This window comes from Actinoplanes sp. NPDC023936 (genome assembly GCF_040639325.1).
Lineage (GTDB): Bacteria > Actinomycetota > Actinomycetes > Mycobacteriales > Micromonosporaceae > Actinoplanes.
This window is the reverse complement of sequence record NZ_JBEZZR010000049.1, coordinates 43,133-57,630: the sequence shown is the minus strand read 5'-3', so window position 1 is coordinate 57,630 and position 14,498 is coordinate 43,133. Positions and strand designations below refer to the sequence as shown.

Annotated in this window: 13 protein-coding genes; 8 read left to right on the top strand and 5 right to left on the bottom strand. The window is 70.3% G+C overall.

The features are described from left to right. The first annotated feature begins 260 nt into the window (after positions 1-260). Both AB0F72_RS37760 and AB0F72_RS37755 read left to right on the top strand, forming a co-directional pair. Positions 261-1,193 (top strand): ATP-binding protein, encoded by a 933-nt coding sequence (locus AB0F72_RS37760; protein WP_360442437.1) that lies wholly within the window; start codon positions 261-263, stop codon positions 1,191-1,193. A 56-nt stretch (positions 1,194-1,249) separates the two neighbouring features. After that, positions 1,250-1,687 carry a hypothetical protein gene (locus AB0F72_RS37755; RefSeq protein WP_360442434.1) on the top strand — a complete coding sequence of 146 codons (438 nt, stop codon included), beginning with the start codon at positions 1,250-1,252 and terminating at the stop codon, positions 1,685-1,687. On the opposite strand, the gene AB0F72_RS37750 is transcribed toward AB0F72_RS37755, so the two are convergent. Further along, positions 1,684-2,802, bottom strand: a complete 1,119-nt coding sequence (locus AB0F72_RS37750; protein WP_360442431.1) for an acyl-CoA dehydrogenase — start codon at positions 2,800-2,802, stop codon at positions 1,684-1,686. The two genes, AB0F72_RS37755 and AB0F72_RS37750, sit on opposite strands and share 4 nt — an antisense overlap. Before the next feature lie 93 nt (positions 2,803-2,895). Between AB0F72_RS37750 and AB0F72_RS37745 the strand changes: the two genes are divergently transcribed. Next, a complete protein-coding gene (locus AB0F72_RS37745; protein ID WP_360442428.1) occupies positions 2,896-4,356 on the top strand; it encodes an aldehyde dehydrogenase family protein in 1,461 nt (486 codons plus the stop codon). Between the two features lie 4 nt (positions 4,357-4,360). Here AB0F72_RS37745 and AB0F72_RS37740 read toward each other — a convergent pair whose 3' ends face one another. Continuing rightward, positions 4,361-5,023, bottom strand: coding sequence for a GntR family transcriptional regulator (locus AB0F72_RS37740; protein WP_360442425.1), 663 nt, complete (start codon positions 5,021-5,023; stop codon positions 4,361-4,363). 40 nt (positions 5,024-5,063) lie between these two features. Between AB0F72_RS37740 and AB0F72_RS37735 the strand changes: the two genes are divergently transcribed. Then, on the top strand, positions 5,064-5,954 hold the full coding sequence (locus AB0F72_RS37735) for an oxygenase MpaB family protein (protein ID WP_360442422.1): 891 nt from the start codon (positions 5,064-5,066) through the stop codon (positions 5,952-5,954). 90 nt (positions 5,955-6,044) lie between these two features. Here the strand turns inward: AB0F72_RS37735 and AB0F72_RS37730 are convergent, their stop codons facing one another. From AB0F72_RS37730 to AB0F72_RS37720, 3 genes are all read right to left on the bottom strand, one after another. Beyond that, positions 6,045-6,857, bottom strand: a complete 813-nt coding sequence (locus AB0F72_RS37730; RefSeq protein WP_360442419.1) for an oxygenase MpaB family protein — start codon at positions 6,855-6,857, stop codon at positions 6,045-6,047. Between the two features lie 80 nt (positions 6,858-6,937). After that, complete coding sequence (locus AB0F72_RS37725) at positions 6,938-8,005, bottom strand: NAD(P)-dependent alcohol dehydrogenase (RefSeq protein ID WP_360442416.1); 1,068 nt, start codon at positions 8,003-8,005, stop codon at positions 6,938-6,940. After that, on the bottom strand, positions 8,002-8,463 hold the full coding sequence (locus tag AB0F72_RS37720) for a DUF4334 domain-containing protein (RefSeq protein WP_360442413.1): 462 nt from the start codon (positions 8,461-8,463) through the stop codon (positions 8,002-8,004). Before AB0F72_RS37720 ends, AB0F72_RS37725 begins: the two co-directional genes overlap by 4 nt. Before the next feature lie 117 nt (positions 8,464-8,580). Here AB0F72_RS37720 and AB0F72_RS37715 point away from each other — a divergent pair, with 117 nt between their 5' ends. The 4 genes from AB0F72_RS37715 to AB0F72_RS37700 all read left to right on the top strand — a co-directional run bounded on the left by AB0F72_RS37715 (position 8,581) and on the right by AB0F72_RS37700 (position 14,395). Then, positions 8,581-9,945 carry a cellulase family glycosylhydrolase gene (locus AB0F72_RS37715; protein WP_360442410.1) on the top strand — a complete coding sequence of 455 codons (1,365 nt, stop codon included), beginning with the start codon at positions 8,581-8,583 and terminating at the stop codon, positions 9,943-9,945. A gap of 66 nt (positions 9,946-10,011) precedes the next feature. Then, positions 10,012-12,195 (top strand): molybdopterin oxidoreductase family protein, encoded by a 2,184-nt coding sequence (locus AB0F72_RS37710; RefSeq protein ID WP_360442407.1) that lies wholly within the window; start codon positions 10,012-10,014, stop codon positions 12,193-12,195. Positions 12,196-12,857: 662 nt separating this feature from the next. Then, positions 12,858-13,397, top strand: a complete 540-nt coding sequence (locus AB0F72_RS37705) for a SigE family RNA polymerase sigma factor (RefSeq protein ID WP_360442405.1) — start codon at positions 12,858-12,860, stop codon at positions 13,395-13,397. Next, complete coding sequence (locus AB0F72_RS37700) at positions 13,394-14,395, top strand: hypothetical protein (protein ID WP_360442402.1); 1,002 nt, start codon at positions 13,394-13,396, stop codon at positions 14,393-14,395. The genes AB0F72_RS37705 and AB0F72_RS37700 overlap by 4 nt, the downstream gene beginning before the upstream one ends. The last annotated feature ends 103 nt before the right edge of the window (positions 14,396-14,498 follow it).

Genomic DNA, 14,498 nt, shown 5'->3' with positions numbered 1-14,498 from the left:
GCCGCCAACATCGACCGAACCTCATCCGAGACCGCCATAGCAGATCAACGAATGGAAATCCGTTAAGCAACGCGTTGTTCTCCGACGAGCCCTTACCGGCCTGAGCTACGGCTCGGGTGGGGTGCGGTGCCTTGCGGTGGAGTGCTGCGGGCCGTAGCCGGCGCATGTAATCGGGGGCGGCGGACTGGGCGGGCGCTCGGATGGGGGACGTGGGGGTGGCGGTCGTTGCGGGAGAGCCGCCCATCCGTACCCTGTTGGAAATGAAAATCGCTTTTACTGGCAAGGGTGGCAGTGGCAAGAGCACGCTCGCCGCCCTCTTCGTCGGGTACCTGCGGGCCGCCGGGCACCGCGTCCTGGCCGTCGACGCCGACGTCAACGTGCACCTCGCCGCCCTGCTCGGCGTGGACACGACGGCCGAGACCGCGCTGTCGCACCCGGACAACGTGCGCCGGGTACGCACCCACCTGCTCGGCACCAACCCGCGGGTGGACGGGGTCGAGCACTTCGTCGCCACCACCCCGCCCGGGCCGGGGTCGCGCCTGGTCACGCTGGACGCCGGCGACCCGGTCATGACGGCGCACGCCACGCGGCTCGGCGACGGCACGCACGTGCTGCACGTCGGCACCTATGAGCCGAAGGACATCGGCTCGGGTTGCTATCACGGGCACCTGGCGATCCTGGAGAACCTGCTCTCCCACCTGGATCTGACCGGCGGCGACTGGGTGGTGTGCGACATGGTGGCCGGCACCGACGCGTTCGCCAACTCGCTGCACGCCCAGTTCGACGTGATCGTGGTGGTGGCCGAGCCGACCCCGGAGTCGGTATCGGTGGCCCGGCGGTACCGGGAACTGGCTGCGGCCGCCGGTGTCGCCGACCTGCTCGCGGTGGTCGGCAACAAGGTCGCCGACGAGACGGACCGGGAGTATCTCGCCCGGGAGCTGGGCGGCGAGCCGCTCGCCGTGCTGACGAACCAGGCCGGTCTGCGGCGGGCGCGCCAGCGCGGGGTGCCGCCGCGCGTCGGCGATCTCGACGACGTGACGCCGCTCGCGGTGATCGCGGACCATGCCCGGGGGCGGGAGATGTCCGGGGAGCGGCGGGACGCTTTGATGCGTACCCTCCATTTGCGCCTGGCGCAGAAGGGCTGGGTGCGCGCCGCCCACGGTGATGTCAGCACCCAGCTGGCGGAGGTTTGACACGATCATCCGGTGACGGCGGTCTGGCGGGTGGCCCGGGTTCTGCTGCTGGTCCTGTGGGTGACCGGGGCGGCGGGGCCGACACCACCCTGGCCCCGGTCGATCAGACGTCGGTGGAGATCAACGGCATTCAGTACGGCGGTGGCGCGGCCGTCCTGGCACGGGAGCTCGACCAGCCGCCGGCCGGCACCCTGATCCCCTGGCGCGGATGGCTCCAGGGGATCAGCGCCGTGCTGGCCCTCGGCACCCTGCTCGTGGTGATCGCCGGCCCGGCGCCGGTGCGCGGCACCCGCTGGTACTGGTTCTGGCTGACCCTCGTCACCTCATACGGCCTGGGAATGCTCCTCTGGCTGTTCCGGGACCGCCCGTGGGTAAGTGTCACGGAGGAGCCGGGGGACCGGGATCGGGGGCTGATCGGCCTGGGCGCGGCCCTGCTGGCCAACATCGCCATCGCGATCGTCCTGTTCGGTGTCGGCCGTCTGCTCGGAACCTAGAGGCCGTAGGTCTTGCCGATGATGTCCCGCTGGATCTCGCTGGTCCCGCCGTAGATCGTGGACACCAGCGTGGACCGGACGTGCCGCTCCATGTCGTACTCGGTGGCGTAGCCGTACCCGCCCATCATCTGCATCCCGGCGAGGGCCGTCTCCCGCGCCACCTCGGTGACCTTCAGCTTCACCATCGAGCTCTCCCGCGGCAGCACCTGCCCGGGGTCCCGGTCGACCAGCTCGGCGGTCCGGTGCACCAGCAGCCGGCAGCATTCGATCTCGGTGGCCAGGTCGGCGATCCGGTGCCGGAGCACCTGGAAGCTCCCGATCGGGCGGCCGAACTGCTTGCGTTCCTTGATGTACGCGAGAGTGTCGTCGAACGCGCGCCGAGCGGTGCCCAGCATCAGACCCGCCAGGATGAGCCGTTCCACGTTGAGCCCGGCCATCAGCTGCCACCAGCCCTTGCCCGCCGTCCCGACGACGGCGTCGGCCGGCACCCGGCAGTCGGTGAAGTAGAGGTCGTTGACCTCCTTGCCGCCCATCGTCTCGATGCCGCTGATCCGCAGGCCGGGCGTGTCCGCCGGCACCAGCAGCATGGTCAGCCCGTCGTGGTCGCCGGGCGCGCCGCCGGTCCGGGCGACCAGCAGGATCGCGTCGGCGAAGTGCGCGTTGGAGATCCAGGTCTTCTGCCCGTTGATCACGTAGCCGTCGTCGTCGGCGACCGCCCGGCAGGACAGGTTGGCGACGTCGGACCCGGCCTCCGGCTCGGACATGGCGATCGAGTACGACCGGCCGGCCGTGAACCCGCCGAGCACCGTCTTCTTCTGCTCCTCGGATCCGGAGCGCTCGATCGCGGCGGCCACGATCGCTGACACCGGGAAACCGCCGACGGGCAGCATGCCGTACCCGATCTGTTCGAGGAAGAGAACGGTGTCGCTCATGCTCTCGATGGCGCCCTCGATCCACCCCAGGTCGGCCATCTGCTGGTAGATGCCCTGATGATGGGCGTGGCGGCCGCCGTCGGTGAGCGCGTCGCGCTGCTCCCGGGTGCCTGCCTCCTTCTTCGCGAATGCGGCGACAGCCTCAATGAAAGCGCGCTGCTCATCCGTCAGATCGATAGCCATGTGAGACCCCTCCGAAGATTCCCGCAGGTCGTACCGGGGATTGACACCGAACGTAACATATCAAATATCAAATCTGCGGTCGGAGGCACGACGATGGCCACCCTGCGTTCCCTTTCCCCCGCGACAGCCGAGGTGCTGGGGGAGTACGACATAGCCGACGCCAAGACGGTCGACGCGGCCGTGGCCGAGGCCCGGGTCGCCGCCGGGTGGTGGGCCGGTCTCGACACCCATGGCCGCCGCGACCGGCTGCTGGCCTGGAAACGCGCGATCGCGGCCGGCTCCGACGAGCTGGCCGAGCTGATCCGCGCCGAGACCGGCAAACCGCTCGGCGACGCGCTGCTCGAGGTCATGCTCGCGGTCGAGCATCTGGACTGGGCGGCCCGCAACGCCGGCAAGGTGCTGCGCCGCCGCAGGGTGCCGAGCGGGCTGCTCTCCGCCGACCAGACCGCCGCCCTCGAGTACCGGCCGCTCGGCGTGATCGGCGTGATCGGCCCCTGGAACTACCCGGTCTACACCCCGCTCGGCTCCGTCTCCTACGCCCTGGCGGCCGGCAACGCGGTGGTCTTCAAGCCCAGCGAGCACACCCCGGGCGTGGGGGTCTGGCTCGCCGCCGCCTGGACGCGCGCCGTGCCGGGGCACGCGGTGCTGCAGGTCGTGACGGGTGACGGGACGACCGGCGCGGCGCTCTGCGACAGCGGCGTCGACAAGATCGCCTTCACCGGCTCGGCGGCCACCGCGCGGGTGGTCATGGCGGCGTGCGCGCGGACGCTCACCCCGATCGTGGTCGAGGGCGGCGGCAAGGACGCGATGATCGTCGCGGCCGACGCGGATCTGGACGCGGCCGCCCGGTCAGCCGCCTTCGGCGGCTTCGGCAACGCCGGGCAGACCTGCGCCGGTGTCGAGCGGGTCTATGTGGAACGCCCCGTCTACCAGGACTTCCTCAAACGCCTGGCCGAGATCACCGGCCGGATCAAGCAGGAGGAGGCGTACGGGCCGATGACCACCCCGGAGCAGCCGGAGATCGTGCGCGCCCACGTCACCGACGCTCTCGCCGCCGGTGGACGCGCGGTGGTCGGCGGCGTCGCGTCGGTCCGCGAGCCCTACATCTCGCCGGTGCTGCTCGCCGAGGTGCCCGAGGAGAGCGCGGCCGTCACCGAGGAGACGTTCGGACCCACGCTCGTGGTCAACCCGGTCGCCGACCTGGACGAGGCGATCCGGCTGGCCAACAACTCGAAGTACGGCCTGGCCGCCTCGATCTTCTCGAAGGATCAGAAGCGCGCGGCCGGGCTGGCCCGCCGCCTGCGCACCGGCGCTGTCTCGATCAACTCGGTGCTCGGTTTCGCCGGTGTGCCGGCGCTGCCGTTCGGCGGGGTCGGCGACTCCGGGTTCGGCCGGATCCACGGCGCCGACGGTCTCCGCGAGTTCAGCCGGGCCCAGTCCGTGACGTGGCGCCGGTTCGCGCCGCTGATCGACCTGATGCGGCTGGACCGCGACCCGCACGCCCTCGACCGGGCCCGCAAACTGTTCCGATTCCGGCACGCCCGCGGAAAGTGAACCGCTATGCCCAGATGCCCAGCTCGTCGAGATGCTTGACCAGCAACTCGGCGCCGTCGGTGAAATGCCGGGTCATCACCGCCCGGGCGGTCGCGGCGTCGTGCGCGCCGAACGCCGCGAGCAGAGCCTCGTGGTCGTCGCGCATGCCGTCGCGCCAGCCCGGGTCGGCGGCGTAGAACCGGGCCGGTGTGTACCGGGTCGCCACGTGCAGGAACCAGCTCAGCTTCCGGGCCTGCGCCATCAGGTTGATCGAACGGTGGAACTCGAACTCGAGCCGCTCGATGTCAGCGACGCGGCGGGCCCGGGCGGCGCGGGCGAGTGCCCGGCTCGCCAGCGTGATCTCGGTGAGCTGCGGTTCGGTGATCCGCTCGGCGACCCGGGCGGCAAGCTCGCCGGCGATGTTTCCCTGCAACTGGAACAGGTCGATCACGTCCTGTTTGGAGAGCGGCGAGACGACGTACCCTTTGCGGGGTTCGAGTTCGACCATGTCCTCACCGCGCAGCGTCAGCAGGGCCTCGCGCACCGGGGTGATGCTGACGCCGAGCTGCGCGGCGACCTCTTCGAGCCGGATCCGAGCGCCGGGACGCAGGTCACCGGACATGATCCGGCCGCGCAGGGTGGCAGCGACCTCCTCGGACAATTGCGGCCGCTCAGTAGGAATCGCCACGGCGTCACGGTATCAAATATCAAATCCGGAGGGGTGTGACATGTCCCGTCGCTACGCGAACGCACACCGCATCGCCGAGCTCAACCCGGAACGCGACCACCTGGAGATCTACCAGATATCGTCCGGCCTCGAGTTCCCATGGGACTACACCCGGGCGCTGGAATTCGCGCTGTTCCGTACGTACTGCGTTCCCAGCATCTCCCGGCTGCTGGCCGCGACCGGCGAGTTCCGGGACCGGCCGCAGAAACGCTACGACGACACCGCGCTGCTGATGGCCGAAATGGCGGCGCACGGTTACGACTCGCCGCGCGGCAAGGAGTCGCTGAAAGTCGTCAACCGGGCGCACGGCCGCTATGCGATAAGCAACGACGACATGCTCTACGTGCTCTCCACCTTCATCTACGACCCGATCGACTGGCTCGACCGTTACGGCTGGCGCCCGCTGCACGACAACGAACGGCTCGCCGCGTTCCACTACTACTCCGAGGTCGGCAAGCGGATGGGCATCCGCGAGATCCCGGCGGACTTCGCGGCGTTCAAGACTTTCAAGCGGGACTACGAGCGGGCGAACTTCACCTATTCGGAGACGAACGCGCAGATCGGCCGGTACACCGTCGATCTGTTCGCCAGCTGGTTCCCGTCGTTCCTGCGCCCGGCCGCGAAGGTCGGCGTCCACAGTCTGCTCGACGACCGGATGCTGCGGGCGTTCGGCTTCGAGCCGGCGCCGCGCTGGCTCACGTCGCTGGCCGAGGCCGGCCTCACGGCGAAGGCCGCCGGCGAGCGCCTCCTGCCGCCGCGCCGGGTCAGCAAGCTCGCCAACTCACCGCACAACCGCACCTACCCCGGGTACCCGGACAGCGTGCGCATCGCCGAGATGGGGCCGCCGCCCGCCCCGGCCGACATCCCCGCCGAGCACCTGCGCCGGGGCTGACCGCCTGGCCGCCACGTCATCGCCCGCGCTCGGACGGCCTGATCCCGGCGACCACCACGGAGGCCGGGTCTCAGCTACGGAGGCCGGGCCTCAGCCGCGGGCGGCGAGGGGATCGCGGCGGCGGGCGAGTCGTTTGCGCAGGGCGCCGAGGTAGAGGTCCTTGGCGGCGAAGCGGACGCGCTCGGGCAGGCGCGGATAGATCGCGGTGGTCGCGTCGAGGCCGCGGTCGAGGAGTTTCTGCCGGCGGGGTGACCATGAGTAACCGAAACCGCCGCGGATCGGCTCGGGGAGCAGGCCGATCGTGACGAACCGGTTCACCGGGACGGCCGGGCGCAGCGGGATCGGCAGGCCCTCCGGCCAGAGCAGGGTGTTCGCGATGCGCCGCGCGGTGTCGCTGACGCGGAGGGTGGCGATCATGTCGTCCCGGTACCGGGTGAACGCGGCCCGGTCGGCGGGCCAGGCCCGCTCGGGGCAGCCGATGGCGGTGGCGAGCACGCTGTACTGCCGGTAGCACTCGTCCGTCTCGGCCTCGCTGAGCGGGCCGAGAACGCGCTGGTAGAGCAGCATGGCGGTGTCGTAGAGGGTGGCGTTGACCCAGACCTGGAGACTCGGGTCGGCCGCCGAGTAACCCGGGCCGGTCACCCGGGAGTGCGTGGCGGCGACCGCGCGGCTGATCGCCGCGGCCTCGGCCCGGGTGCCGTAGAGCACGCCGTAGACGTAACTCATCGTGGTGCGCAGCCGATCGAGGGGGCGCTCGGCGAACGTGCTGTGCTCGAACACCCCCTGTGCCACCGACGGATGCGCGATCTGGAGGAGTGTCGCCCGGCCGCCGCCGGCGAGCAGCAGCCCTTCGCCGCCCACCCGGCGGATGACCGCGTCGTCGCCGAAGAGACCGTCGTCCATGAAATGGACTGTAAACACGGATTAACTTGACGAGAAGCGCTCAGTCGCGTTGTGCAGATGGTGCGCGAATTCGGATTAACTTAGTCCCAGATCTTGAGCACCGGCTTGATGACGCGGCCGGCGGCGGCGTCCTGGGCGGCGGTCTCGATGTCGTCGAACGAGTACTCGGTGATGATCTTTTCGAGCGGCAGCCGCATGCCGATCAGCTTGGGGATGAAGGCCGCCGGGTCGGCGTCGCCCTCGATCACGCCCCGGATCCGGATCCCGTTCGTCATCACGGTCATGATGTCGAACTCGGCGCTCGCACCCATGCCGACCAGCGCGAGCGTGCCCCGGCGGCGCAGCGTGGCGATCGCCTGCTGGATCACCTGACTCCGCCCGGTGGTGTCGATCGCCTGGTGTGCGCCGCCGTTGGTGAGCGCGCGCAGGGCCTTGACCAGGTCCGGGGTGGCCGGGTCGAGGGCTTCGGCGGCGCCCAGCTCGCGGGCCAGGGCGCGCCGGGCGGGGATCGGGTCGACCGCGACGACCGTGCCGCCCTGCGCCGCGGCCGCCATCACCGCGCTCAGGCCGACGCCGCCCGCGCCGAAGATCACCAGGGTGTCGGCCGGGCCGGTGCCCAGAACGTTGAGCACCGTGCCGGCTCCGGTCTGCACGCCACAGCCGAGCGGCGCGGCCAGGGCGGCCGGGAAGTCCGCCGGGATCTTGACGGTGTTGCTCTCGTGGGCGAGCGCGTACGTCGCGAAGCTGGACTGCCCGAAGAAGTCCCCGTACACCGGGGTGTGCTCCGACGTGATCGCGTCAGGCCGGCCGCCACGGGTGTTCAGATCGCTGCGCCGGCAGTACGCCCGATGCCCGTCCCCGCACTCCGGACAGTCCCCGCAACTGCGGAAACTCAGGCACACCTGATCACCGGGGACGACCGTGGCGACGTTGTCGCCGACCGCCTCGACGATGCCGGCGCCCTCGTGCCCGAAGACCATCGGGAGCCGTTTCGGCGGCCACGCGCGGCGCATCGTCAAGTCGGTGTGGCAGATCCCGGCCGCGGTGATCCGGACCAGGATCTCGTCCGGGCGGGGCTTGTCGATCTCGACGTCCTGCAGGATGAAGGGCCCGCCGGGGGTGGTGACCAGGGCCGCCCTGATCCTCATTCCCTGACCAGCACGAAGTAATAGTGGCGGCCGTCCTCGGCGAGCACGCCCTTGCCGTTCATCACGCCGAGCAGGGTGTTCTCGTCGATCCGCTTGAAGTGGTCGAGGATGGGCCGGCGGTCGTAGATCATCGTGGCGGTCGGCTCGCCGCGGAACTCCACGGTCCAGAGGCTGGCGCCGCCGCGGGACCACTCCTGGTTGGCGTACCGGTTGCCCTCGTCGTCGAGGCAGACGATCGGGGTCACGTCGGTCAGCGAGGTGAACGTCTTGCCGTGCCAGCGGATCGTGGCGAGCTGCCCCTCGAAAGGATGGCCGCTGACGAACTCGCTGCCCTTCCAGGAGCCGAGGATCTCCTCGGGCCGGACGGTCGGCAGCGCTGCCCAGAGCTGGTCCAGCTCGTCCGGGGTCGCCTTGCCGCCGTTGGCGCGGATCTCGGCGAAGCGGTCGCGTGGGTTCATTTCGATCGCCCTCCTCGTTGTTGCCAATCAGTAAACGGCATGAGTCAATGGGTCTGTCCCATGTGGGAGCGCTCCCATAAGGCAATGTCCGGACCCCCTTTCCCCCGAAGGTGGATCATGAAAAAATCCCTGGCCGCCACCGTGCTCGCGGCTCTCGCATCGGTGCTCTTCTTCGTGGCGCCGGCCTACGCCGCCACCGGCCTGCACATCAGCGGAACCGACATCGTCGAGGCGAACGGGCAGAAGTTCGTCATGCGCGGCGTCAACCACATGCACACCTGGTACACGAACCAGACGAACTCGTTCGCCGACATCAAGGCGGCCGGCGCCAACACCGTGCGGGTCGTGCTGAGCGGTGGCCGATGGACCGCGAACAGCGCCGCCGACGTGCAGAACGTGATCAACCTCTGCAAGGCGAACAAGCTGATCTGCGTCCTGGAGAATCATGACACCACCGGGTACGGGGAGGACGCCGCCGCGTACACACTGGATCAGGCGGTCGACTACTGGATCGGGCTGAGGAGCGTGCTGACCGGCCAGGAGGACTACGTCGTCATCAACATCGGCAACGAGCCGATCGGCAACACCAACCCCGGACAGTGGACCGCCGCCACCGTTGCGGCGGTCCAGAAGATGCGCAGCAACGGCTTTCAGCACCTGTTGATGGTCGACGCGCCGAACTGGGGTCAGGACTGGCAGTACACGATGCGGGACAACGCGCAGACGGTGCTTGACGCCGACCCACAACACAACTTGATTCTGTCGATACACATGTATGCGGTGTTCAACACGGCCGCGTCAATTGTTGACTATCTGAATACATTCAAGAACAACGGCTGGCCGCTCGTCATCGGCGAGTTCGGCTGGCGCTTCGACTCGTCGCAGGTCGACCACGAGACGTTGCTCGCCGAGGCGGTCGCCCGTGATCTGGGATATCTGGGTTGGTCGTGGGCCGGCAACACGGATCCGATCCTGGACATGGCGATCGGCTTCGACCCGGATCAGCTGTCGACCTGGGGCGAGCGGATCTTCAACGGCGTGAACGGGATCAAGGCCACCGCCCGCGAGGCGTCGATCTTCGGCGGCGTGCAGCCGTCCCCGTCGTCACCCGCGCCGTCGTCACCCGCACCCTCGTCGCCCGCGCCGTCGTCACCGTCTTCCTCGCCGTCGTCGCCGGGTGGACAGGGCTGCACGGCGGCCTATGCGATCACCGGCCAGTGGTCAGGCGGCTTCCAGGGCGAGGTCAAGGTGACCGCCGGCGCCGCCGCGATCAACGGCTGGACCGTCACCTGGACCTTCGCCGACGGCCAGAAGGTCAGCAACGCCTGGAGCGCCGACGTGACGACCAGCGGCACGGCCGTGACCGCGCGGAACGCCTCCTGGAACGGAAAACTCGCGGCCGGCGCCACCACGTCGTTCGGCTTCCTCGGCTCGTGGACCGGCAGCAACGCGGTCCCGGCGGTCACCTGCGCGGCGTCGTAGGGGGATCCGATCTTGCGGATCGCATGGCAGGATACTCGCCAGTAACCGGAAGGCTGGTGCCCTGCCATGCGAACCGCGTATCGAACCTGCCCGCTCTGTGAGGCCGCCTGCGGCCTGGAACTCACCGTGACCGACGACGATCAGGTCGTCGCAGCTCGCGGCGACCGTGAGCACGTGTTCAGCCACGGCTTCATCTGCCCGAAGGGCGCCACCTTCGGCCAGCTCAGCAGCGACCCGGACCGCCTGCGCCGTCCCCTCGTCCGCCGCGACGGCCGGCACGTCGAGGTGAGCTGGGACGAAGCGTTCGCCGCGGTCGAGGCCGGCCTGCGGCCGATCATCGAGGGGTACGGGCGGAACGCGCTCGCCGTCTACCTCGGCAACCCGAACGCGCACACGATGGCCGGCGGACTGTATGTGACGCCGCTGCTCAAGGCCACCGGCACCCGCAACGTCTTCTCCGCGAGCACCGTCGACCAGATGCCCAAGCACGTCTCCTGCGGCTACCTGTTCGGCCATCCGCTGACGATCCCGGTGCCCGATCTGGATCGCACCGACTTCCTGCTGATCCTCGGCGCCAACCCGTGGGAGTCCAACGGCAGCCTCGCCACCGCCGCCGACTTCCCCGGCCGGCTCACGGCGATCCAGGCCCGCGGTGGCCGTTTCATCGTCGTCGACCCGCGCCGCACCCGCACCGCCGAACACGCCGACGAGCACCTGTTCATCCGGCCCGGCACCGACGCGTACCTGCTCTTCGGCATGGTCCACACGCTCTTCGACGAGGAGCTGACCGACCTGCGCGACCTGGCCGGACACGTGACGGGCGTGGAACAGGTCCGGCAACTGGCCGCCGATTTCGCCCCGGAGAAGGTGACCGCCGCCTGCGGCGTGCCGGCCGAGCGGATCCGGGACCTGGCACGGCAACTAGCGGCCGCGGACCGGGCGGCGGTGTACGGGCGGATCGGCACCTGCACCGTCGAATTCGGAACCGTGACCAGCTGGCTCATCGACGTGCTCAACGTGCTGACCGGCAACCTGGACCGGCCCGGCGGCGTGATGTTCCCGCTCGCGGCCCACCTCTCCGGCAAGCCGGGCTCCCGGACCGGGTTCACCGTCGGCCGGTGGCACAGCCGGGTACGCGGCTTCCCCGAGGTCAAGGGCGAACTGCCGATCGCCACTCTGGCCGACGAGATCGAGACGCCGGGCGACGGGCAGGTCCGGGCGCTGCTCACCGTCGCCGGGAACCCGGTGCTGTCCACGCCGAACAGCGGGCGGCTCGACCGGGCACTCGGCGGACTCGACTTCATGGTGAGCGTCGACCCGTACCTGAACGAGACCACCCGGCACGCCGACGTGGTGCTGCCGCCGCTGGACGCCATGCGCAAGGGGCACTTCGACTTCTCGTTCCTCGGGTTCGCGGTGCGTAACTTCGCCGCCTATTCGCCGCCCGTGCTCCCACCCGACCCCGACGGCCTGGACGAGTGCGACATCCTGGCCCGGCTGTTGCGCATCGTCACCGGTCAGGGCGACGGGGACCCGGCCGTCGTCCACGAGTACCTGCTCGACCAGGCGCTCACCCGGACCGGCTTCGCCTCGGCCCGGGAACTGATCCATGGCGACGGGCCGGCCGAGCGCCTCCTGGACGTGGCGGTGCGCGCGGGGGCGTACGGTGATCAATTTGGCGGACGGCCCGGCGGCCTCTCGCTGCAGACCCTCAAGGAGCACCCGCACGGCATCGATCTGGGACCGCTGCAGCCGCGTCTCCCGGACGTTCTGCGGACACCGAGCGGCACTGTCGAGCTGTGTGCTCCGGCGCTGGTCACCGAGACGGCGCGGCTGCTCGGCGTCCTGGACCGGGACCGTGACCAGCTCGTTCTGATCGGTCGCCGGCATCTGCGCTCGAACAACAGCTGGATGCACAACGTGCCCGCGCTGGTGAAGGGCCGCGACCGGTGCACGCTGCAGGTTCACCCCTCGGACGCGTCCCGGCTCACGCTGGTGGACGGGGACTCGGCGCGGGTGGTGTCGCGGGCCGGAGCGCTGTCGGCGCGGGTCGAGGTGAGCGATCGGGTGATGCCGGGCGTGGTGAGCCTGCCGCACGGGTGGGGTCATGATCTGCCGGGGGTGCGGCTGTCGGTGGCCGCCGAGCATCCCGGCGTGAACTCCAACATCCTGACCGACGAGCTGGTGATCGACCCGCTGTCGGGCAACAGCGTCCTGAACGGAATTCCGGTGGAGATCAAGCCCCTTTGAGTACGGGTCGGTAGGGCGGCCCTGGAGTTCCGGTCGGGGTCACTTTCGTGCCCTGTTCCGTGCGTGATCTTGGTGTCGGTGCGAGCGCCGGCGCCGGTGCCCACCGCCGAGCCGTAGTCCGCGCAGGCTGTGCGGCCGTTTTGCCAGCGTGCGCTACGGCTGGGTCTGGCGAGCCGTAGTCCGCGCAGGTTGTGCGGCCGTTTTGCCTGCGCTCGCTACGGCTGGGTCTGGCCAGCCGTAGTGCGCGCAGGTTAGGCGCCATGATTACGTGTGCTGGCTACGGCTGGCGGCTCCCGGCCGTAGCTGAGGCATGTGATCAAGGGTGGACAAGCGTGCTGCGCTACGGCTGGCGGGTGTGGGCGCCGGACTCACGGGGTGCAGACGCGGAGGACCTCGCTCAACTGCGGACGACGGCGGATCATGGACTCCACCGGGGCTATCACGAGAGCTACCAGCGCGAATGCCCCGACCACCACGGCCAGGACCGTTCACGCCAACGACGGGAGCGGGTCGGCAGGCATGCCGGCCGCGGCGAGAGCCCCGGCGTCAACGAGCACGACGTTCCCCCGTACGGATCTTGAGCCTGCCTTTCCTACTCCTCCGGCTCTGACTTGTAAACATGTCCGGTCGCTCACTGCGTCTTTCATGGTGAGGGGGACTTCATGCGAAGCGGCTTCGAGGAATTCGTGACGGCACGCGGTGACGCGCTGCGCCGGTTCGCCTACTTGCTCTGCGGCGACCGGCATCACGGCGAGGATCTCGTGCAGGAGGTGCTGGTCAAGGCGTACCGGCGATGGTCCCGCATCGAGGCTGACCAGCCCGATCGCTATCTGCGCACCGCCCTGGTGCGGTCGCACGTGAGCTGGTTGCGCCGGCTGTCCAATCGGGAGCGGCCCGGGGCGGTCGCCGAGGAGAGGCCGGCCCCCGGCGATCTCGCCGACGAGCAGGCGCTGCGCGACGACCTGTGGACGCGTCTCGGCCTGCTGAGCCGGACCCAGCGGGCCGTCCTGGTGCTGCGCTACTACGAGGACTTCGACGACAAGCAGATCGCCGAGGTCCTGCGCTGCTCGCCCGTCACGGTCCGGGTCCACGCCGGGCGTGGCCTGGCGAGACTGCGAGCCGAGCTGATCGCCGAGAAAGCCGGTCCGGCCGCGGGGAACGCCGGTCCGGCCGCCGAGAAGAGGGAAGGAGCACCGTCATGAGCCTGGAGGACGACCTGCGGGTCACGCTGCGCGACCGCGCCGCCGAGCCCGTGCCCCAGCCCGACCTGTGGCACACCGTGAGCGCCGGTGTGCGCCGGGACCGGCGTCGCCGGGCGGCGCTGGCCGGTGGCGCGGCAGCCGTGGCGCTGGCCGCTGTCGCGTCCGTGCCGGTGATCCTGGCGAACCGTGCCGACCGCGTCATGCCGACCCCGCCGGCCACCGCGCCGACCGGCTCACCGGCGGTCGACTGGGCCTGGCCGTCGTGGCCCGAGCCGGCCTTCCCGCGCAAGCCGGGCTGGGTGCCGCCCGGCGTGGGGCAGCCGTCCGTGACGGTGATGGGCGCGAACGTGCTGCTGCACTACGAGCGTGCCTCCTCGATCCTGGAGGCGGAGATCGGCCCGCTGGAGCCGGAGTGGGAGACCGAGGGCGAGGAGGAGCACGGCGCCGACGTCGGTGGCCGGGAGGCGACCGTCCGGACCGCGTCGTTCTACGACGGCGCGCGGGCGGGAGAGCAGTTCGTCGGGGTGCGCTGGCGGACGGCCGACGGCGACTGGGCACAGGTGCGCAGCTGGGGCGAGCGGGACGAGCAGGAGGTGCTGAAATTCGCCCGCCATCTGAGCGCCGGCAGCGTGCCGGCCGGCCCGGCGCCGGTGACCCTCGCCGTCGTGCCGCCGGGTCTGAACCTCCAGCACCAGAGCGCCCTGCCGGACCAGGGCGGGGTGAGCCTGTGCGTGGCGACGCCCGAGACGGTGGCGTCGGAGCGGCAGCCGTCGGGGCTCTGCGCTGACGTCCTCGAGGAGCCGTTCGACCCGATGGAGGAGGCCGGTCCCGAGCTCCTGACGATCGGCGGGCGGCCCGCGGCGTTCTACCCGGAGACCGGCCGGCTGGAGGTCGATCGGGGCGGCGGCCGGGTGCTGGCGATCAGCTGGGATCCCGAGCGGCTGCCGCTGAGCCGGGCCGAGGCGATCCGCTTCGCCGAGGGGGTGACCGTGCCGTGACCGGTGCGTGATATCCGCCCAGAAGTGACCTCCGCTGCCCGATTGGGCGATTCGGGGCGGGTCCGTCGTGGACTACCTTGTGCGCGTCTCACTTACCCTCCGT

Excerpts from the sequence above, each read along its gene's own strand:
- AB0F72_RS37760 (WP_360442437.1), top strand. The coding sequence starts at position 261 with ATGAAAATCGCTTTTACTGGCAAGGGTGGCAGTGGCAAGAGCACGCTC.
- AB0F72_RS37750 (WP_360442431.1), bottom strand. The coding sequence starts at position 2,802 with ATGGCTATCGATCTGACGGATGAGCAGCGCGCTTTCATTGAGGCTGTC.
- AB0F72_RS37745 (WP_360442428.1), top strand. The coding sequence starts at position 2,896 with ATGGCCACCCTGCGTTCCCTTTCCCCCGCGACAGCCGAGGTGCTGGGG.
- AB0F72_RS37735 (WP_360442422.1), top strand. The coding sequence starts at position 5,064 with ATGTCCCGTCGCTACGCGAACGCACACCGCATCGCCGAGCTCAACCCG.
- AB0F72_RS37730 (WP_360442419.1), bottom strand. The coding sequence starts at position 6,857 with ATGGACGACGGTCTCTTCGGCGACGACGCGGTCATCCGCCGGGTGGGC.
- AB0F72_RS37725 (WP_360442416.1), bottom strand. The coding sequence starts at position 8,005 with ATGAGGATCAGGGCGGCCCTGGTCACCACCCCCGGCGGGCCCTTCATC.
- AB0F72_RS37720 (WP_360442413.1), bottom strand. The coding sequence starts at position 8,463 with ATGAACCCACGCGACCGCTTCGCCGAGATCCGCGCCAACGGCGGCAAG.
- AB0F72_RS37715 (WP_360442410.1), top strand. The coding sequence starts at position 8,581 with ATGAAAAAATCCCTGGCCGCCACCGTGCTCGCGGCTCTCGCATCGGTG.
- AB0F72_RS37710 (WP_360442407.1), top strand. The coding sequence starts at position 10,012 with ATGCGAACCGCGTATCGAACCTGCCCGCTCTGTGAGGCCGCCTGCGGC.
- AB0F72_RS37705 (WP_360442405.1), top strand. The coding sequence starts at position 12,858 with ATGCGAAGCGGCTTCGAGGAATTCGTGACGGCACGCGGTGACGCGCTG.
- AB0F72_RS37700 (WP_360442402.1), top strand. The coding sequence starts at position 13,394 with ATGAGCCTGGAGGACGACCTGCGGGTCACGCTGCGCGACCGCGCCGCC.